General features: G+C 72.6%; 19 protein-coding genes. 10 read left to right on the top strand and 9 right to left on the bottom strand.

Annotation, left to right across the window (positions count from 1 at the left end; translation table 11 throughout):
* Positions 1-6 precede the first annotated feature (6 nt).
* From AB0B72_RS21200 to AB0B72_RS21210, 3 genes are all read right to left on the bottom strand, one after another.
* Complete coding sequence (locus AB0B72_RS21200; protein ID WP_367740574.1) at positions 7-1,023, bottom strand: cellulose binding domain-containing protein; 1,017 nt, start codon at positions 1,021-1,023, stop codon at positions 7-9.
* A 203-nt stretch (positions 1,024-1,226) separates the two neighbouring features.
* Positions 1,227-3,374: a molybdopterin cofactor-binding domain-containing protein gene (locus AB0B72_RS21205; RefSeq protein WP_367740575.1), complete on the bottom strand. Its 2,148-nt coding sequence runs from the start codon at positions 3,372-3,374 to the stop codon at positions 1,227-1,229.
* Entirely contained in the window at positions 3,371-3,844 is a 474-nt protein-coding gene (locus tag AB0B72_RS21210) for a (2Fe-2S)-binding protein (protein WP_367740576.1), read from the bottom strand. Before AB0B72_RS21210 ends, AB0B72_RS21205 begins: the two co-directional genes overlap by 4 nt.
* Before the next feature lie 323 nt (positions 3,845-4,167).
* On the opposite strand from AB0B72_RS21210, the gene AB0B72_RS21215 reads away from it, so the two are divergent.
* Both AB0B72_RS21215 and AB0B72_RS21220 read left to right on the top strand, forming a co-directional pair.
* Positions 4,168-4,512, top strand: a complete 345-nt coding sequence (locus tag AB0B72_RS21215) for a YciI family protein (protein WP_367740577.1) — start codon at positions 4,168-4,170, stop codon at positions 4,510-4,512.
* Between the two features lie 12 nt (positions 4,513-4,524).
* A complete protein-coding gene (locus AB0B72_RS21220; RefSeq protein ID WP_367740578.1) occupies positions 4,525-5,739 on the top strand; it encodes an RNA polymerase sigma factor in 1,215 nt (404 codons plus the stop codon).
* Positions 5,740-5,743: 4 nt separating this feature from the next.
* Here AB0B72_RS21220 and AB0B72_RS21225 read toward each other — a convergent pair whose 3' ends face one another.
* Positions 5,744-6,658, bottom strand: a complete 915-nt coding sequence (locus tag AB0B72_RS21225) for a DUF72 domain-containing protein (RefSeq protein WP_367740579.1) — start codon at positions 6,656-6,658, stop codon at positions 5,744-5,746.
* A 54-nt stretch (positions 6,659-6,712) separates the two neighbouring features.
* Between AB0B72_RS21225 and AB0B72_RS21230 the strand changes: the two genes are divergently transcribed.
* From AB0B72_RS21230 to AB0B72_RS21245, 4 genes are all read left to right on the top strand, one after another.
* Positions 6,713-7,171 (top strand): MarR family winged helix-turn-helix transcriptional regulator, encoded by a 459-nt coding sequence (locus AB0B72_RS21230; RefSeq protein ID WP_367740580.1) that lies wholly within the window; start codon positions 6,713-6,715, stop codon positions 7,169-7,171.
* Positions 7,168-7,974: an ABC transporter ATP-binding protein gene (locus AB0B72_RS21235; protein ID WP_367740581.1), complete on the top strand. Its 807-nt coding sequence runs from the start codon at positions 7,168-7,170 to the stop codon at positions 7,972-7,974. Before AB0B72_RS21230 ends, AB0B72_RS21235 begins: the two co-directional genes overlap by 4 nt.
* Complete coding sequence (locus AB0B72_RS21240) at positions 7,934-8,758, top strand: ABC transporter permease (RefSeq protein WP_367740582.1); 825 nt, start codon at positions 7,934-7,936, stop codon at positions 8,756-8,758. The genes AB0B72_RS21235 and AB0B72_RS21240 overlap by 41 nt, the downstream gene beginning before the upstream one ends.
* A 90-nt stretch (positions 8,759-8,848) precedes the next feature.
* Complete coding sequence (locus tag AB0B72_RS21245; RefSeq protein WP_367740583.1) at positions 8,849-9,304, top strand: hypothetical protein; 456 nt, start codon at positions 8,849-8,851, stop codon at positions 9,302-9,304.
* Positions 9,305-9,333: 29 nt separating this feature from the next.
* On the opposite strand, the gene AB0B72_RS21250 is transcribed toward AB0B72_RS21245, so the two are convergent.
* The 3 genes from AB0B72_RS21250 to AB0B72_RS21260 form a co-directional block, all read right to left on the bottom strand.
* Positions 9,334-10,083 carry a maleylpyruvate isomerase family mycothiol-dependent enzyme gene (locus AB0B72_RS21250; RefSeq protein WP_367740584.1) on the bottom strand — a complete coding sequence of 250 codons (750 nt, stop codon included), beginning with the start codon at positions 10,081-10,083 and terminating at the stop codon, positions 9,334-9,336.
* A gap of 122 nt (positions 10,084-10,205) precedes the next feature.
* Positions 10,206-10,805 (bottom strand): hypothetical protein, encoded by a 600-nt coding sequence (locus AB0B72_RS21255; protein ID WP_367740585.1) that lies wholly within the window; start codon positions 10,803-10,805, stop codon positions 10,206-10,208.
* The gene (locus AB0B72_RS21260) at positions 10,802-11,896 is read right to left on the bottom strand and encodes a PASTA domain-containing protein (protein WP_367740586.1); all 1,095 of its coding nucleotides are present in this window, start codon (positions 11,894-11,896) and stop codon (positions 10,802-10,804) included. The genes AB0B72_RS21255 and AB0B72_RS21260 overlap by 4 nt, the downstream gene beginning before the upstream one ends.
* 220 nt (positions 11,897-12,116) lie before the next feature.
* On the opposite strand from AB0B72_RS21260, the gene AB0B72_RS21265 reads away from it, so the two are divergent.
* Positions 12,117-13,148: a polyprenyl synthetase family protein gene (locus AB0B72_RS21265; protein ID WP_367740587.1), complete on the top strand. Its 1,032-nt coding sequence runs from the start codon at positions 12,117-12,119 to the stop codon at positions 13,146-13,148.
* Between the two features lie 87 nt (positions 13,149-13,235).
* Here the strand turns inward: AB0B72_RS21265 and AB0B72_RS21270 are convergent, their stop codons facing one another.
* Positions 13,236-13,982, bottom strand: coding sequence for a hypothetical protein (locus tag AB0B72_RS21270; RefSeq protein WP_367740588.1), 747 nt, complete (start codon positions 13,980-13,982; stop codon positions 13,236-13,238).
* A gap of 59 nt (positions 13,983-14,041) precedes the next feature.
* Positions 14,042-15,217 carry a cation diffusion facilitator family transporter gene (locus tag AB0B72_RS21275; protein WP_367740589.1) on the bottom strand — a complete coding sequence of 392 codons (1,176 nt, stop codon included), beginning with the start codon at positions 15,215-15,217 and terminating at the stop codon, positions 14,042-14,044.
* A 124-nt stretch (positions 15,218-15,341) separates the two neighbouring features.
* On the opposite strand from AB0B72_RS21275, the gene AB0B72_RS21280 reads away from it, so the two are divergent.
* From AB0B72_RS21280 to AB0B72_RS21290, 3 genes are all read left to right on the top strand, one after another.
* The gene (locus tag AB0B72_RS21280; protein WP_367740590.1) at positions 15,342-15,542 is read left to right on the top strand and encodes a hypothetical protein; all 201 of its coding nucleotides are present in this window, start codon (positions 15,342-15,344) and stop codon (positions 15,540-15,542) included.
* Positions 15,515-16,252, top strand: coding sequence for a DivIVA domain-containing protein (locus AB0B72_RS21285; RefSeq protein WP_367740591.1), 738 nt, complete (start codon positions 15,515-15,517; stop codon positions 16,250-16,252). The genes AB0B72_RS21280 and AB0B72_RS21285 overlap by 28 nt, the downstream gene beginning before the upstream one ends.
* Positions 16,253-16,395: 143 nt before the next feature.
* Positions 16,396-17,784, top strand: a complete 1,389-nt coding sequence (locus AB0B72_RS21290; protein WP_367740593.1) for a hypothetical protein — start codon at positions 16,396-16,398, stop codon at positions 17,782-17,784.
* Positions 17,785-17,829 lie beyond the last annotated feature (45 nt).

Raw genomic sequence — 17,829 nt, forward strand, 5'->3', positions numbered from 1 at the left:
GTACGGTCAGGACGCGCAGGGCACGCCGTTGAGCGTGAAGCCGGTCGGCGGGGTGAACGGGACGGCCGATCCGGAGAAGCCCACGGTGATCTGCCCGCCCGGCCCGATCACCTTGTCGTACGCAACCGGGGTGATCGTCCCGACGGCTCCCGCGCGGGTCAGTACGCCGTTGAACGCGGGGCCCGTGGTCGCCGTGGCGGGCAGGGCGAACTGGATCGTCCATCCGTCGCTGGGGGTCGCGGTCGTGTTGACGATGGTGACCGTGGCCTGGAAGCCGGGGTCGTAGGAGATCACCTGGACCCGGCAGGTGAGCGCGGCGGTGGTGGCCTGCGTGGTGAAGGTGCCCGGGTCGGAGCGGGGCGAGGCGTTCCCCTGGGCGTCGAACGCGATGACGGCGAACGTGTAGGAGGTGTTCGGGGTCAGGCCGCCGACCGACTGGAAGCGCTCGGCCGCCCCGACGGTGCGGACCGTGGTCCATCCCCCGTCCACGAGCTGCTGCAGGTGATAGCCGGTGACCTCCACGTTGTCCGTGGCCTCCGGCCAGAAGACGTTCGCCACGGTGGTGGTCACGCCGCTGAACGTCGGAGCCTCGGGCTTCGACGGGGGCACGCTGTCGGGGCCGGGCAACGTGGTGAACGACACGGGCGCCGAGCGCGGGCTGTTGGTGAAGCCGCTCCCCTTGTACGCGACGGTGTAGACGCGGAAGGTGTACGTGGTCCCGGGCGTGAGGCCGGTCAGGTCCAGCACGCCGTAGAGGCCGCGGGCGTACTCGCGCCATCTCCCGTCGACCTTGCGTTCGACGACGTCCTGGTAGCCGGAGCCGTCGCGCAGCCAAGTCAGTTCGGCGCCGGTGTCGGACACGTGGACGGCCTGCAGGCTGGAGGGCCTGGCCAGCGGCGTGTCGGCCACGGCGGGCATGGGCGCCAGCGACATCGTCCCGAAGATCACCACGGTCCCGAGGACGAGCCGCAGGGTCGCGTTCCTCTTCCGCCGGACGGGGCGGCGCCGGAGTTCGTCGTGCATGGAGAGATCTCCCAGGGGGTGGAGCCGCGCCGGCGTGGAGCGCGGGAGCGGCGGCGGTCAGGGTCCGGAGACGTCGTACGGTCAGCAATGATCCGCAGCCCGGGCCCGCGATCAGGCCGATCCTGGACACGCCTGGACACGCACGGGGACACGCACGGGGACACGCACGGGAGCAGGTCTGAACACGCGGGAGGGCACCGGCGTCACAGGTCGGCCGACTCGATCGCGGCGACGACCGCGTCCGGGGTGATCGGCAGGTCCCTGACCCGCGCTCCCACCGCGGCGGCGACCGCGTTCGCGATGGCGGCGGCCGTCGGCCCCTGGGCCGCCTCACCCGCGCCGGCCGAGGGCAGGCCCGGCGCCTCGACGATCTCCACGGAGATCTCCGGCGCCTCGCTGAAGCGCAGGATCGGGTAGCTCTCCCAGTCGACGCTGGTGATCCGGCGCCGGTCGAAGCGGACCCGCTCCTTCAGCGTCCAGCTCGCCGCCTGGGTCGCTCCCCCCTCGATCTGGTTGCGCACGCCGTCCGGGTTCACCACCATGCCGACGTCGACGGCGACGGTGAGGCGGCGCACGCGGATCTCGCGTTCCGCCTCCACGTCCGCGACCACCGCGCAGTACGCTCCCCTCTCCTTGTAGCGGGCGAGCCCGGCGCCACGGCCCGTCCCCTCGTCCGCCGGGGCTCCCCAGCCGGCGGCGGCGGCCGCGGCCTCCAGGACCGCGCGCGCCCGGGTGTCGCGCAGATGCGCCAGCCGGTACTCCACCGGGTCGGCACCGGCCGCCAGGGCGAGCTCGTCCATGAACGACTCGATCGCGAACACGTTCATGAAAGCGCCCAGGGACCGGATGGCCGACGAGCGGATCGGCGTCTCCAGCAGCCGGTGGCCGGTCACCCGCCGGTGGGGGAAGTCGTAGATCGGCACGGCGTTCCGCAGAGTGCCCGCCCCCGCGTGGAGAGCCGGGTCGGCGGGCGCCGGATAGCGAAGGGGCCGCTCCAGGTGGGCGGCGGCCAGCAGGCCGGGCACCCCGAGGTACCCGGGACGGCTGGTGTGCCCCTGGCTCCACACGTCGTACCGCCAGGACCGCACCGCGCCGGACTCGTCGACGACCGCCCCCACGTCGGCCGACATGGCCGACCCGAACGGCGACCACGCCAGCTCGTCGGCCCGGCTCCACTGGACGTGGACAGGCCGGCCGGGGGTGGCGCGCGCGAGCAGCACGGCGTCGAACGCGGCGTCGTCGGCGGCGTTGTGGCCGTAGCATCCGGCGCCCTGCGCGTGCTCGACCTCGACCCGGTCCGCGTCGAGACGCAGGGCGAGCGCGATCGCGTCACGCAGCCTGTGGACGCCCTGGCTGTGGCTCCAGACGGACAGGGTCCCGTCGTCGTTCCAGCGGGCCACGCCGCAGCTCGGGGCCATCGACGCGTGCGCGAGGAAGGGCCGGCTGTAGGTCGCCCGCAGGGTCCGCCCCGGCGGCGGCTCCTGCCCGATGGTCTCCTGCCCGATGGTCTCCGTCTCGATGGTCTCCGCCGGGGCGGACCGAAGGAAGCCGCGCAGGTCGTCCTCGTCGGGTAGCGTGTCGCGCTCCTCCCAGGTCGTCGCGGCCCGCAGCGTCTCGACGGCGCGCGCCACGTCCGCCTCGCGGGGCCCCACCACGCCGACGAACGAGCCGTCCCGCACCAGCTCGGCCTTCATCCCGGCCAGCCGGGTGGCGTCGACGTCCCGCAGCGTCGCGCCGGGCGACGGCGGGCGCAGCACCCGTCCGAACAGCTGCCCGGGAAGCCGCAGATCATGGATGAACCGCGGCAGTCCGGCGATCTTGTCAGGCAGGTCCAGCCGGGGAGAGCTCGTGCCGACGTGCACGGGCCGGCCGCCGTGCGTGAGCGGCCCTCCGGGATCGGCCGGCACTTCGAGGTCGACGGCCTCGGCCAGCTCACCGTAGGACGTGACCCGGTCGCCGCAGGAGATCCGGCCCTCACTCACGGCGATCCGCCCGGCGCCGACCTCCCAGCGCCGTGCCGCCTCGGCCACGAACCGGGCCCTCACCTGCGCGCATGCCGCCCGTACGGCGGGGCCCGACTGGCTGACCGACATGCTGCCGGCGGTCAGGCCCTCGTCCGGGCCGCGGGACGTGTGCGCGGGGAGCATCGTGACCTGGTCGACGCGGGCGCCGAGCTCGTCGGCGGCGATCTGGGACAGCGCGGTGAGGATTCCCTGGCCGAGCTCCACCTTGCCCGCGCGCACGCCGATCGTGCCGTCGGGCAGGACGGTCACCCAGCGCGCGAGGATCGGGTTCGCCTCCAGGTCCCCCGGCAGGCGGGGCACCCGTACGGCCTCGCGTTCCGCGGTCATCGCGCGGTCTCCGGCGAGCCGGCCCTCAGGACGGCGCGCACGATGCGGCGCTGGACGCCGCAACGGCACAGGTTCCGGTCGAGCGCCTCGATCACCGCCTGCTCGGAGGGCGCCGGATCCCGGTCGAGGAGGGCGGCGGCGCTCACCGCGATCCCCGAGATGCAGTAGCCGCACTGGGCCGCCTGCTCGTCGATGAGCGCCTGCTGCACGGGGTGGAGGCCGTCGCCGGGGGCGAGCCCTTCGACGGTCACGACGGCCCGGCCGGCGGCCGACCACATGGGCACGTCGCAGGACGCGGCGACCCGGCCGTCGAGCTGGACGAAGCAGGCGCCGCACAGGCCGACGCCGCAGCCGAAGCGGGCGCCCTTGAGGTCCAGGTCGTCGCGCAGCACGTGCAGCAGCGGCGTGTCCGGATCGGCGTCGACGCGCACGCTGACGCCGTTGACGACGAGTTCGAACGGCTGGGTCATGGGTTCGGCCCTTCCAAGACCTCTGGATGGGACGGCTGCATGCGGGGCCCGGCCGGGGAGGTTCATCCACCGCCGGCTCCCGCTCCGCCCCTCGCGTCCATTCTGCCTTCGGCCATCGAGGACGCCGTCAACGGCTCGCACCGCGGGCCGCCGGTTCCCCGCCAAGGTGCTCACCCACGTCGCCATGCCGTTGACCAGGGGAATCTCCGGACGACCAGATCCAGGTGAGAAAAATCCCGCAAGGTGTCCAGAACCGGCGGGGACCGATCGTCCTTTAATGGAGGCAGGCGGAAAGGCGCCCGCCCCGACCCCGAGGAGCAGCGATGCCCACTTATGTGGCTCTCACCTACACCGCCGACGTCGACTGGACGAGCCCCGATTACGCCCAGGAGATGCAGGACTACAACGAGTTCGGCCAGGCCGCCGCGGCCGTCATCAGGGGCGGCCACGCCCTCTACCCCACCGCCACCGCCACCACCGTCCGCGTCGACGGAGGCAAGGGCGGAGAGGTGATCAGCACCGACGGCCCTTACGCCGAGACGAAGGAGGCGCTGACCGGCTTCTACGTCCTGGAGTGCGCCGACCTCGACGAGGCGGTCGCCCTCGCGGCGAAGATCCCGGCGGCCTGGGCCGGCGCCGTCGAGGTCCGGCCGGTCATCGAGTTCTGACAGCCGGCGGCGATGGGAACCGGTGACGCGGTCGCGCGGCTGGTACGCGAGGAGGGCACTCGCGTCCTGGCCACGCTGGTCCGCGTCACCGGCAGCATCGACCTGGCCGAGGACGCCGTCCAGGACGCCGTCGTTCGCGCGCTGGAGACGTGGCCGCGCGACGGCGTGCCGGACAACCCGCGCGCCTGGCTGGTGGTCACCGCCAAGCATCGCGCCGTCGACCTCGTGCGCCGGGAGTCACGGCGGGCCGGCAAGGAGGGGGAGGCCATGACGTGGATCGTCCCGGAGCCCGAGCCGGTGGAGGTGGTCCGCGACGACCTGCTCCGGCTGGTCTTCACGTGCTGCCATCCGTCCCTGGCCCTGGAGGCGCAGGTGGCGCTCGCGCTGCGCACCCTCGGCGGGCTGTCCACGGCGGAGGTCGCCCGGCTGCTGATGGTGCCGGAGGCGACCATGGCCAAGCGGCTCACCCGGGCCAAGCAGAAGATCGCCCATGCCCGCATTCCGTATCGCGTCCCCGCGGCCGGGGAGCTGCCCGCCCGGCTGGCCGGCGTCGCGGCCACCGTCTACCTCATCTTCAACGAGGGATACGCGGCGGGAGCCGGGGCCGATCTGCTCCGGGTGGGGCCGATCGAGGAGGCGATCCGGCTGGCGAGGCTGCTGGCCGAGACGATGCCCGACGAGCCGACCGTGCTCGGCCTGCTGGCGCTGATGCTGCTGCACGACGCCCGGCGCGGCGCCCGCCTCGACGGCCAGGGCCGTCCCGTGCTGCTGGCCGACCAGGACCGCGGCCGGTGGAACGGCGGGGCGATCAAGGAGGGTGTCGAGCTGGTCGGCGCGGCCCTGCGGCGCAGCCCGGACCGGCCGGACCCCTACGTGGTGCAGGCGGCCATCGCCGCCTGCCACGCGCTCGCCCCGTCCTACGCGGAGACCGGCTGGGACGCGATCGTCTCCTGGTACGACGTGCTGCTCACCGTGCAGGACACCCCTGTCGTCCGGCTCAACCGGGCGGTCGCCGTGGCGGAACGCGACGGCCCGGCGGCCGGGCTCGAACTGGTCGACGCGATCGGCGGGCTGGCCGCCTACCCCTGGTGGCACGCCACCCGCGCGGAGCTGCTCCACCGCCTGGGCCGGGGGGAGGCGGCGCGCGCCGCGTACCAGCGGGCGATCACGCTGGGCATGAGCGAGCCCCAGGCCGAACGGCTGCGCGGCAGGGTCGCGGAGCTCTGACGGCTCAGTCGCCGTCCGGTGGGGGGCGGACCGGGCAGGCGGCCATCGACCTCAGGACGTCCGCGAGCTGCCGGGCGTTGGTCTGGGCGTGGTCCAGGTAGCAGTTGTTCATCAGCACGTGCGCCGCCGCGGTCTGCCCGCCGAGCTCGCACAGCCTGGGCGCCCACTCCTCCAGCTCCTCCGGGGAGTAGAGGTAGCCGAACCGCTCGTGGATGTCGTGGCTGGTCCACTTGTCGCTGTGGCCGTGGAACCGGACGATTCCCAGGTCGGCCGTGGCCGCGACCACCGGAGGCATCGAGCACGGATAGCCCTGCGGCATGTCCACGCAGACGTACGGGATGCCGTAAGAGCGGAGGAAGTCGAGCGTCTCGGCCCGGTTGTCCTCCGTCATCCATGTGCCGTTGCGGAACTCGACGGAGATCCGCAGCGGCTCGCATCGCCGCTTGCACTCCAGGATGTAGTGCTTGTTGCGCCGGCTGATCGGGAACCACCGGGGGAACTGGAACAGCACCGCGCCGAACCTGCCCGCCTCCCGCAACGGCAGCAGCGCTGAGACGAAGCGCTCCCACACCTGGTCCAGCACGGCGGGGTCGAGGGCGTGGGCATACAGGTTCCCGGACGCCTCCCCGGCCGCCGCACGCAGATCGGCGGGAAGTGCCCGGGGGCGGGTCGGATGCCCGGTGAGCAGCGAGAACGCCTTGGCGTCGAAGGTGAAGCCCGGCGGCGTCCGGCCGGCCCACAGACGCGCGGTCTCCTCGGCGGGAAGGGCGTAGTAGGTCGAGTCGATCTCCACGACGGGGAATTCGCGCGCGTAGTGCCGCAGGCGCTCCTCGGCCGTCGTGACGCCGGGCGGGTACCAGCCGGACCGCAGCAGCGTCTTGTCCGTCCAGGAGGCCGTGCCCACCAGGATCTCCCCCACGTCTCCAGCGTACGATTTGGTATTTACCTCTGAATAAGAGGTATATTGCCGGACATGACTCCCACCCCGGTCGAAGCCACCGCCCAGGAACTGATGGCGGCGGTGCTCGGGATACGCCGTGTGATCCGCCGCCGGCTGCGGGAGGAGCTGCCCGGCCCGCGGCTGCGCGGCGCGCAGGTGGAGCTGCTGCACCTCGTGGAGTCGGAGCCGGGGATCGGCGTCGCCTCGGCGGCCCGCAGCCTGCACCTGGCCGGCAACTCGGTGAGCACGCTGGTGAACCAGCTTCTCGACGCCGGGCTTCTGCGCCGTGAGGTCGACCCGGCGGACCGGCGCGCGGCCCGGCTCTTCGTGACGGAGGCGGCGGTCGCCCGGATGTCCCGGTGGCGGGAGGCGCGCCGGAGGCTCGTCGGCGACGCCCTCGCGCGCCTGCCTGACGACGAGGTCGCCGCCGTCGGCGCGGCGCTGCCCGCCTTGCGGCACCTGCTGACCGAGCTCGCGAAGGAGGACGAATGACCCCCGCCGTACGGTGCACAGACCTGCGCCATTCCTTCGGCGACACCGTCGCCGTCGACGGCCTCGACCTGGAGATCGCACCCGGAGAGGTGTTCGGGCTGCTCGGGCCGAACGGCGCCGGCAAGACCACCACGCTCCGGATGATCACGACCCTGCTGCCCGCGCCGCCCGGCACCGTCGAGGTGCTGGGCCTGGACGTGGCACGTCAGCGGACGGCCGTGCGGAGGCTGATCGGCTACGTCCCCCAGCAGCTGTCGGCCGACGGGACGCTGACCGGGCGGGAGAACGTCGCGCTCTTCGCACGGCTCTACGACCTGCCGCGCCGGACCCGCGCCGGCCAGGTCGCCGCCGCCCTCGACGCCGTCGACCTTGGCGAGGTGGCCGACCGCCAGGCGAAGACCTTCTCCGGCGGCATGCTCCGCCGTCTGGAGCTCGCCCAGGCCCTGGTCAGCGCACCCCGGCTGCTGATCCTCGACGAGCCGACCGTGGGCCTGGACCCGGTGGCCCGCGAGAGCGTCTGGGACCGGATCGAGGCGGTCCGCGCCGCCACGGGGATGACCGTGCTGGTCACCACCCACGCCATGCAGGAGGCGGACGAGCACTGCGAGCGGGTGGCGCTGATGCACCGGGGACGCGTACGCGCCGTCGGCTCGCCCGCCGAGCTCAAGGGCGCCCTCGGGCCGGACGCCGCCCTCGACGACGTCTTCCGCCACTACACCGGGGACGCGCTCACCGGTGACTCAGAGAACGGAGGGATGCGCGATGTCCGCGCTGCCCGTCGCACCGCCCGCCGCGTCGGCTGACGCCGGCCCCCTCGGCATCGTCCGCACGGCCGTCTCGCGGACGGGCACGATGTGCCTGGTGGAGCTGCAGAAGCTCCGGCACGACCGCACCGAACTGGTCACCCGGGCCGTCCAGCCCGCGCTGTGGCTGCTGGTGTTCGGCCAGGTGTTCACCCGGATCCGCGCCATCCCCACGGGGTCGACGCCGTACCTGGACTTCCTCGCCCCCGGCATCCTCGCGCAGTCCGCGCTGTTCATCGCCATCTTCTACGGCATCCAGATCATCTGGGAGCGGGACGCCGGAGTGCTGGCCAAGCTGCTCGTCACGCCCACACCGCGGATCGCGCTCGTCGCCGCCAAGGCCTTCGCGGCGGGCGTGCGGGCGCTGGCACAGGCCGTCGTCGTGCTCCTGCTCGCGCTGCTGCTCGGCGTCCACACCACGGCCAACCCGCTCAAGCTCCTGGGCGTGGTCGTCGCCCTGCTGCTCGGGTCGGTCTTCTTCTGCTGCCTTTCCATCACCATCGCGGGTCTCGTACTGTCCCGGGACCGGCTCATGGGCATCGGCCAGGCGATCACGATGCCGCTGTTCTTCGCGTCGAACGCCCTGTATCCCGTGCAGCTCATGCCGGGATGGCTGCAGGTGATCAACCACGTCAACCCGCTGAGCTACGAGGTCGAGGCGCTGCGGGGGCTGCTCGCCGGCACCTCCGCCAGGCTCACGCTGGACTTCGGCGTGCTGCTCGTCGCCGCCGCCGCCATGATCGCCATCGCCTCGGCGCTCCTCCCCCGCCTCGCCCGCGGCTGAACGCCCCGCACACCACGAGCTCCTTCCCCACATGCGCTTACTACAGCGGAGGAGCCCCTTGAATTCCTTGTTGTCGTAGCCTCTTTGCACATGTCACGTGGTAGCCGGGTCCTTCAAATCGCAGTCGTCCTCCTCGGCCTGCTGATCCTCCCCGGGTGCGGATGCGGAACTCCCGAGAAGCAAAAAGTGGTCCTCCCGCCCCGTGGCGCCTCTCCGGGGCAGGTGGTACGAACCTATTTCGACGCCATCGCCGGACAGGACATGGAGACCGCACGCGCCCTACTTGTCCCTCAGGCCGACCTTCATCAGGAACTCGATGACGCCGACAGTCCGTTCCATAGCTGGGTCGCGGCGACCGATCTCCAGCTGGAGGGCCCCGACAAGGACAAGGACTGCAAGCCAGGCGCCACATGCGTGAGCATGCACGTCTCCTTCGACCTATGTCAGTGTGTGTTCGCGACGCAGCCCGGTGGTCTCCAAGGTGAGTCCTTCGGTCTTCAGATGATCGACGGCCGATGGCTGATCTACGGACACGGTGAGGGCTGAGCCATCGGCGCGGGGATCCGCGAAGCGGGTCAGGACCAGCGGACCGTGGCTCCGGCGCGCCAGGCGTCCAGTGCCCGCAGGTCGCCGCGCGCGGCGAGGCGCTCGGGACCGCCGCGGTTCCAGACGAGCAGGTAGAGATCGCGCGCCGGCCCGGTCAGCGTGAGATCCGCGGGATGAACGCCAGGAACGACACGGTGGCCGCCGGGCTCCAGACGAATCGTCCACGCCGCCTCCACGTCGACGGCGGACACGGCGATGGCCACCGCCGGGTCGGCCGTGATCCGGCGGCCCCGGTGACCGAAGAACCCGTTGAGCAGCTCGTCGACGCCGTCGGCCGCGAAGCGAGGGTCCCACCGTGGGGCGGCGGCGACGGCCGATTCGGCGTCGGCGCGGTGGATCGCCGTCTCGTGGGCCTGGCGGCGGGCCCAGAACGCCAGCGGCGACGGCGCGGGCAGGAACGTCCAGCACGACGTCGTCTCGTCGGCGGCGGCCAGCGTGCCGACGAGCGCGCGGTGCCCCTCACGGAACCACGCGACGAGCGAGTCGTCGGCCACGTCGGGGAAGAACCCCGCCTCTTCCTCTTTGGTGTGCGGCTCCGATCTCCCCGTCCCCACCTGGGCCGCCGCCCACCGGTGGACGCCACCGGTGTGGTGCAGGAGCTCTCGGATCCGCCAGCCGGGACACGTCGGCACATCGGCGTCGAGCCCGGCGATCAGCGCCGCGTCAGCCAGCCGCTCGCCATCCTCGCGGAGGACGGCGACATACTCGTCGACCTGCATGGCGGGGAGCGTAGCCAGGCTGTCCGGCGTCCTGTCACGCCTTTGACCTGGCCTTTACCATCGAGGCCCACGCCTGAGGCGACGCGGCCGGGACCGCTCAGATCAGACCTCCCTGATCGCGGTCACGCGGGCCGGGCCGCCAGCGGGATGCCGGCGCCCACGGGGATGGTCACCGCGGGAACGCGGATCGGGACCTTCTTCTCGGTGATCTTGTATCCCTCCACGCCCCACCCGACGGTGACCTCGCAGTCTCCTCCCGGATGGAGGCTCACCAGCCGCCCTTCGCGCACGCCCGCGTGCAGCAGGCCGATCGTGAACGTCATGTCGATGGAGAAGGTGAGCGTGAGAACCCGGCGCTCATCGGCGTAGACCTCGACGTACGGATGGTGGGAGGAGGTGATCGTGTGCGCGGCGAGCAGGACCCGCTCGGTCCTTCCGCGATAGCCGTCCAGGTGGCTGCGCACCGCGGCGGCGCGCAGCTGGCGGGACTTCTGCCAGCCGCCCACGAGGATGGTCCCGAGGTCGAGCCCGTTGAGCAACTCCCCGCCCGCGTGCGGCAGCTGGGTGAGGAGCTGTCCGGCGACGTCCGGCGCGTCGCGGCAGAGCGCGCTCAGAACTCCAGGGTCGCGTATCAGGCCTGCGAGCGCCGCCGCCGCGCCACGTGCCCCGTCATAGAGCGCCAGGGCGGCCGTGCCCGGGTTCGCGGTGATGGTCAGATTCATGACATGCCTTCCCGGATCTCCTGTCGCCCCTGGTCCGCGTATGCCTGTACGCGTACTTTCGGGCGGCGTTCGTGGCTTTCCCGGATCTCTACCGACGGGGACGGGTCGGCGCGGGGGACGCACCGCACCACCCGGCGGTGATCATGGTCCTGGGCCGGCTTCCGCCCGTGGCTCCGTGTGGCCCATCCGGCGACGGCGAGGACCGCGACGAGGGCGGCGACGAGCACGATCCCCACCCCGGCGGACGCGTCCTGCGAGGAACCGGCCTGCTCGTCGGAGATGCCGGCGGGCGACGGCTCATCAGGCGAGGCCTCGGGCGAGCCGGCCGGGCTCGCCTCCGGGCTCGCCTCAGGGCTGGCAGGCGGGCTGGCCTCAGGGCTCGCGGGCGGGCTGGCCTCAGGGCTCGCGGGCGGGCTGGCCACCGGCGCTTCCTCCAGGACGACGTAGATGTCGTCGCCGATGGTCGCCTCGGCTCCGCCGGGAGGGCTCTGGTCCTCGACGACCTGACCGTCGCGGGCGTCGCCCGCGCCTCCCAGCGTCAGCCCCTTCTCCGCCAGGCGCTCGCGGGCTTCTGCGACCGTGAGACCGATGATGTACGGCACCTCGGTCGATCCGTCGAGCTCCAGGGTGACGGGCTGCCCGTAGGGGAGCAACGAGCCGGCCTCCGGTGTCTGCCGGCGCACCGTCCACTCACCGGTCGCCTGCGGAGGCTGGGCGGACAGGCCGAACCCGGCGGCGTCGACCGCGGCGGTGGCCGCCGTCAGGGTCATCCCGGACAGGTCGGGCACACGGCCGCCGAGCACGACCCGGACGTTTGTGATCTTGAACTCGATGCACGAGAGCGTCTCGGCGCTGATCACGTAGTTCGTCTGGGCGGGCGCGGGATCCGGCACCGTCACGATCGCATAGCCGTAGCGGCCGTTGAGGAGCGCGTACGCCTGCTCGTAGGTCTGCCCGGTCACGTTGGGCGGAGGCGGGCAGCTCGCCGCGGCCGCCGGCGCGGCCACGAGGGACACGGCGAACACGGCGGTGAACACGGCGGCGAGCATGGCGGCCGGCACGGCGGCGAGCGCGATCAGGCGAACCGGCATGGTCGTCTCCGGGAGTGCGTGAGGGGTTCCCGATGTGACGCTAGGAGAGATCGCGCTCCCTCACCTGAGTACCCCCATACTCAATGTGCTCCCCGGCGCATCACCCGGGAACGCGCTGACGAGGTGGCGGCCGCGGAGCCTGTGAAGGGTCTCAGCGGCTCTCAGCTCCGCCTCAGCCGGGCTCGCGCAGATTGGCGGGGAAACTGAGGAGGAGTTGCCCATGCCGCCATCGATCGTCTCCCCTGGTCCAGCCACGACCCTCAAGGCAAGCGTGCCCGGCGTGGAAGAGGGGCTGCGCCGGGTCGAGGCCAAGCTCGACCGCCTCAGCCGCTCATCCGCCCTGCCGGCGATCACGGACGGCACCCACCACGTCGTGAAGGCGGGCGGCAGACGGCTCCGCCCGGCGCTGATGCTCGCCACCGGCCTGGCCCTGGACGGCTCCGTCAACGGCAGGCTCGTCACGTCGGCCGCGTGCGTCGAGCTGCTCCACGCGGGATCGCTCGTGCACGACGACCTCATGGACGACTCAGCCGAGCGGCGCGGCGTACCAACGCTCAACGCCGAGAAGGGCGCGGGATACGCGCTGATGGTCGGTGACTTCCTGGTCGCGAGGGCCGGGCTGGCCGCGCTGCGCTCGGCATCCCGGGCGGTCGCGGAAGAGCTGGCGACGGCCACCGTCCAGCTGGCGGAGGGACAGTTCCTGGAGATGCAGGACCTGTTCGACGCCGGCCGCACTCCGGAGAAGGCCCTCGCCTCCGTCGAACGCAAAACGGCCGCCCTGTTCCGGGCCGGCTGCTCCGTCGCCGCACGGTGCGTACGGGCCGGGGAGGCCGAACGGCTGGCCATGGCCGAGTACGGCCACCGCTTCGGCGTGGTCTTCCAGCTCCTGGACGACGTCCTGGATCTGTTCTCCACAGCCGAGCTCCTCGGCAAGCCCGTCGGGAACGATCTCCGCCAGGGTGTCTACACACTGCCGTTGATTCACGCGCTGCGCGACGAACGCCTGCGGCCCGTCCGCGATCGCCTGGCCGACGGCGGCCGCGAGCTGAGCGACGCCGACATCGAGTGGATCATCAAGGAACTCCGGAGCTCCGGAGTGGTCGGCGAGACACTGCGGCGCTGCCGTACGCTCGCGCGGGAAGCCGCCGAGGCGCTCCCTCCGATCGCCTCCGCGTGTGCCGCCGGCGCTCTCCGGGAGTTCCCCCTCCGCTACGTCGAATGGGCGCGCGGCATGGTGGCCGAACCCGAGTGAACGACGGCATCCCGTCTTGAGCCCGGCCGCGCGTTGTCTTGAGCCGGCCGCGTCCGGCGAGCGCTGTCACCGCTCGGGTGCGTTCGTTCAGCAGCACTGCTCGCCGCGCCACGCGTCACGGCCTTCCTTGACGGCGACAGCGGCGACCGCGAGGGCGATCAGCGGGTCGAGCCACCACCAGCCGAACGCGGCGTTGGCGGCCAGCCCGGCCAGGACAGCCCCGGCCAGGTAGGCGCACAGCAGATTCTGGGTGCCCTCCCCGGCGGTGGCGCCGGAGCCCAGGCGGGCGCCGAGGCGGCGCTTGGCGACGCCCAGCAGCGGCATCAGCGCCAGGCTGAGAGCCGTGAGGACGATGCCGAGCGCGCTGCTCTCCGCCTCCTGCCCCGTAACCAGTTTGTGCACGGCCTCGACCGCCACGTACGGAGCCAGCAGCCAGAACGAGATCGCGACGGCTTTCCCGGCACGGCCTTCGGCGGTCGGCGACAGGGTGCGCGACCCGGTGAAGCGCCAGATGACGATGACGCTGGCCAGCCCTTCGACGGCCGATGACAGCGCCCAGCCGATCAGGGCGATGGAGGCGGCCGCCGCTCCGGCCGCGATGCCGGCGGCTCCTTCGACGGTCATCCAGACGAGACTCACCCACGACAGGGCCTTGGCCTGGCGGGCCGCGCGCAGCCAGCCCTCGTCGCGCACCGGTGCGGCATCCGGGGGTGACAGGTCGCAGCAGTCGTCCGCACAGTTGCCGTCCGACACGGCGCCGGGCAAGGCGGGACCAGGCGGGGCGGCGCCGGGTGAGGGGGTGACCTGGTGCACGGCGGAGGGTTGCTCGTTCACGAACGCATCTCGCTCTCGTCGGGGGCCGTGGGCGCCGTGGTCCGGCGGTTCATGTCCCATCATCGGCCGCGGGGATTCGAGGGGTCCCGCCTCGGAGGAGTCGCGCCGGGGCCGTGACACAGGGCCGGGTGCACGGTGGAGTCCACGTTGGATTCCACGGCTCGGAGCACGGCGGGATCGGGAGTCTCCTCGACCGCCTGCGACGGGCGCGGGAGCGGGGGCTCGGGCCGGTGGGCCGGACCGTGGGGGTCGGCGCAGTGAGCGGCCGTGCGGTCCTCCTCCGCGGACGGCTCGGCCGGGGCGTGATCGACCTGCAAGGTGGTGTGCTCGATGCCGTACTTGTCGTGGACCAGCGTTTCCACAGCCTGCCGTACGGCGTGGCAGTCGGCAGCCGGTGTCACCATCACATGCGCGGACAAGGCGGCGTAGCCCGAGGTGACCTCCCATACGTGCAGGTCGTGCACCTCCGCCACATCCCGCAGGGCGACGGCCTTGCGTCCGATGTCGGCGGGGTCGACGCCCACGGGGGCGGCCTCCATGAAGACCCGGCCCGAAGCGCGGACGAGGCCGGCGCCTGCCTTGAGCATCAGGGCCGCCACCACCAGGGCGGCGACGGCGTCGGCGCGAGCCCAGCCGGTCAACAGGATCACCAGGCCCGCCGCCGTGGTGGCGATGAAGGCGTACAGATCGTTGACGATGTGCTGGAAGGCGCCCTCGACGTTGAGACCCGACCGGTCGGCCTTGGCGAGCAACCGGCTCGCGGCGAGGTTGACGGCGATGCCGGCCAGCCCCGTCACCAGCATGTACCGGCCCTGGACGGCAGGGGGATCGATCAGCCGGTGGACGCCCTCAACAATGAAATAGACGCTCAGTAGCAGCAGCGTGATGCCGTTGACCTGGGCGGAGACGATCTCGGCCCGCTTGAGCCCATAGGTGAAGCCGCCTTGGGGCGGCCGCGCGGCGATCCGCATGGCGACCAGCGCGAACACGATGGCGAAGGCGTCGGTCAGCATGTGGCCGGCGTCGGAGATGAGCGCGAGCGACCGGGCGATCAGGCCGACCACGACCTCGGCCGTCATGAAGCCGACGATCAGCGCCAGCGCGCCCGCCAGGAGGCGGCGGTCGGTCTCCGCGCTGACGGCATGCCCGTGCCCATGTCCGTGGCCGTGCCCACTCCCGTGCCCATTCCCGTGGCCACGTTCACGACCGGGCCGGTGAACTGAGGAGGTCGGCATGGGTGTCCCTTCCGTCGTCACGAGTATCTCGCCGGGCGGCAACAGATAGTTGCCCCGTTGCTCACGTGTGTAATCGTTCAGTAATTGGATAACTACTCTTCGTAAGCATCGTAGGAGGTACTGCATGTCGCCCGATTCCCGCACCCCCTCACCGTCCGCCATCCCCGCGTCGCCCGCCGAGGCCCCTCACCACGCCGAGCACAAGCACGGACACGACCACGCCGACGACCACGCCGACGACCACGCCGACCACGAGCACGAGCAGACCGAGCGGGACCGCCCTGGCGGCCAGGACGCGTGTCACTGCTCGTGCCCGGGCCGGTGAGCGTCACCATGGACGACGCGCACGGGCACGACCACGGGCCTGATCACGGACATGCCGTGCTGGACGTGGCCGACAGGGCCGCGCCGCCGCATCGCGACCCGCCAGGTATTTCGGGTCTGCTGACTCCCGCCGCCGTACGCAATCAGGTGTTCAAGGTCGTCCGCCTGCGAGAGGGTTACGACCTGGCCGAGGTGGACCGCTTCCTCGGCCTGATGGAAGCCACCCTGATCAGCGTGTTGCGGGACAACGAAAACCTGCGGGCCCGCGCCGCGGAGCAGGGCGAGTCGCAGGCCTTCGCCGGCGAGAGCGCCGCCCGCATCGTCGACGTCGCCCAGGAGGCGGCCGACCGGACCCTGGCCCTCGCCCACGAGGAGGCGCGGGCCATCCTGGCGCGGGCCCGGCAGCAGGCCGAGCAGGTGGAGCACGCCGCCCTGGACATGGCCGCGGCCCTGCAACGCGAGGCCAGGGGCATCCCGCGGGAGGTCCTGGCAAGCCACATCCACAGCCTGCACACGTTCATCGCTGCATTCGGCAGCGGGCTGAAGGACACTCTCGACGGTCAGATCGACCGGCTCCACAGCCTGCTCGACGAGCTCAACGACATCGACCCCGCCCATGAAGCCGTCCCACCGCCTCAGCACGACGTCGCCGACGTCACGGCCGACGGCCTCGTAACCGGCCAGGGGGCGTCGCATGAACACGCCATGTGACGCCCGGCGGCACCTCCCCGCCGGCCCCGGGGATCAGCGCCGCGAGCTCGCGATCCGGCCGGGCCGGGATTCGCCGGGCTCCGGCGTCAGCCGTCCCCCCACTTCCTGTTCCGCCCGATCCGATCATCAGGAGGTGCTCCCTCATGCCGTCATCGGCTGTCATGTGGGCCGTGGGTCCGGTGCTGCAGATCCAGCCACCCCGGCATGAGGCAGTGGGGGCGGTGCTGCTGGTCTGCGTGTCCACCCTCATCGGGGCGTTCCTGGCCCGGCGCAACGCCCGCCGGATGAGCCTGTGGCTGGCCATCGCCTCGGCGATGATCCTGGTCACGGCGCTCGTCGACCTGCTGCCCGACGCCTGGGGCGAGGCCGTCGAGGCCGGTGTGCCGCTGTGGACGCTCGGTGCGTCGGCCGGCTTCGGCTTCCTGGTCATCACCTACTTCACCCGTCGCGGTTGCGCCTGCCCCGACGACGAGCCGCCCCCCGCCGCCATGCACGCCCCCGGCCTGCATCGCCGGGTCAGGCAGGGCGTCAACGCCGCGGTGTTCGGCGGCATGGGCACCGCCGCCGCGCTGACGCTGCACCGGGCCATCGAAGGCGCCGCGCTGGCCCTGACCGCGTCCGTCGTGGTCATCGTCGCGCTCGTCGTGCACTCGGCCAGTGAGGGGCTGGCCCTGGCCGTGCTGCTCGACATCGCCAAGCAACGCCTCGCCCCGTGGCTGGTGGTGGCCTGCCTCAGCCCGGCCGTGGGCGTCGTGACCGCCACCATCAGCCCGCTCCCCGAGGGGCTGGTGCCGATCCTGCTCAGCATGGTCATGGGCGTGCTGTGCCGGACCGCCATCGTCGGGATGAAGCTCGCCGCCAGCAAACAGCAGAGCGGACGGCTGTCCAGGCGGCAGATCGCCATCGCGGCCACGGTCGCCACCGGCGCGGGCATCCTGCTGGCCACCGCGCACACCCTCGGCGGCGACGAGGGAGGAGCCGAGGAGGCCGCTCGCCACGCCGGGGCGGCCGTGCCCGCGACCGGCGCCACCGCCCTGACGGACTCCGCCGCCCTTACGGCTCTGACGACCGCGGCCGCACTCCCCAGCCCGGTCCCGGCGCCGCCCGCTCCCCGCCCCGCGGGCGCCGCCGCCCCGCCGGCACGCACTGACTCGCCGGCACGTACACCGCCATCGGCACCACGCAGCCGGCCGGATCGGCTCGCGATGACCACACCGCTCAGCCGCGCCGGGCTGCGCGAGGCGGTCAGGTCGGGGCGACTCGGCCTCGGCGAGGTCTTCCGGCGGACCGATGAGACAACCCTGCGCACCCCGATCGGCCGCATCCTGCGCGCCCTGCCCGGCTCCTCTCGCGACACGGCCCGCGCTCTCATGGCCTCCGGCGGGGTGGGCCCGAGACAGCCGGTGGCCGACCTGAACGAGCGGCAACGCCGCGACCTGCTGACCGCCGCCCGGACCCTCGGCCCCGCCGCACAGGACGCCGGCGACGGGCGGGCCGTCCCTCCCCCCTCGGAAACCGGCGGGCCCGACTGATCGGGGCGGCGGATCGCGCCGCCGCCGCGTTGGGTGGGGACGGCG

It is taken from the genome of Microbispora sp. NPDC049125 (assembly GCF_040802045.1).
Taxonomy (GTDB): domain Bacteria; phylum Actinomycetota; class Actinomycetes; order Streptosporangiales; family Streptosporangiaceae; genus Microbispora.

Excerpts from the sequence above, each read along its gene's own strand:
- AB0B72_RS21200 (WP_367740574.1), bottom strand. The coding sequence starts at position 1,023 with ATGCACGACGAACTCCGGCGCCGCCCCGTCCGGCGGAAGAGGAACGCG.
- AB0B72_RS21205 (WP_367740575.1), bottom strand. The coding sequence starts at position 3,374 with ATGACCGCGGAACGCGAGGCCGTACGGGTGCCCCGCCTGCCGGGGGAC.
- AB0B72_RS21210 (WP_367740576.1), bottom strand. The coding sequence starts at position 3,844 with ATGACCCAGCCGTTCGAACTCGTCGTCAACGGCGTCAGCGTGCGCGTC.
- AB0B72_RS21215 (WP_367740577.1), top strand. The coding sequence starts at position 4,168 with ATGCCCACTTATGTGGCTCTCACCTACACCGCCGACGTCGACTGGACG.
- AB0B72_RS21220 (WP_367740578.1), top strand. The coding sequence starts at position 4,525 with ATGGGAACCGGTGACGCGGTCGCGCGGCTGGTACGCGAGGAGGGCACT.
- AB0B72_RS21230 (WP_367740580.1), top strand. The coding sequence starts at position 6,713 with ATGACTCCCACCCCGGTCGAAGCCACCGCCCAGGAACTGATGGCGGCG.
- AB0B72_RS21235 (WP_367740581.1), top strand. The coding sequence starts at position 7,168 with ATGACCCCCGCCGTACGGTGCACAGACCTGCGCCATTCCTTCGGCGAC.
- AB0B72_RS21240 (WP_367740582.1), top strand. The coding sequence starts at position 7,934 with ATGTCCGCGCTGCCCGTCGCACCGCCCGCCGCGTCGGCTGACGCCGGC.
- AB0B72_RS21245 (WP_367740583.1), top strand. The coding sequence starts at position 8,849 with ATGTCACGTGGTAGCCGGGTCCTTCAAATCGCAGTCGTCCTCCTCGGC.
- AB0B72_RS21250 (WP_367740584.1), bottom strand. The coding sequence starts at position 10,083 with ATGCAGGTCGACGAGTATGTCGCCGTCCTCCGCGAGGATGGCGAGCGG.
- AB0B72_RS21255 (WP_367740585.1), bottom strand. The coding sequence starts at position 10,805 with ATGAATCTGACCATCACCGCGAACCCGGGCACGGCCGCCCTGGCGCTC.
- AB0B72_RS21260 (WP_367740586.1), bottom strand. The coding sequence starts at position 11,896 with ATGCCGGTTCGCCTGATCGCGCTCGCCGCCGTGCCGGCCGCCATGCTC.
- AB0B72_RS21265 (WP_367740587.1), top strand. The coding sequence starts at position 12,117 with ATGCCGCCATCGATCGTCTCCCCTGGTCCAGCCACGACCCTCAAGGCA.
- AB0B72_RS21275 (WP_367740589.1), bottom strand. The coding sequence starts at position 15,217 with ATGCCGACCTCCTCAGTTCACCGGCCCGGTCGTGAACGTGGCCACGGG.
- AB0B72_RS21280 (WP_367740590.1), top strand. The coding sequence starts at position 15,342 with ATGTCGCCCGATTCCCGCACCCCCTCACCGTCCGCCATCCCCGCGTCG.
- AB0B72_RS21290 (WP_367740593.1), top strand. The coding sequence starts at position 16,396 with ATGCCGTCATCGGCTGTCATGTGGGCCGTGGGTCCGGTGCTGCAGATC.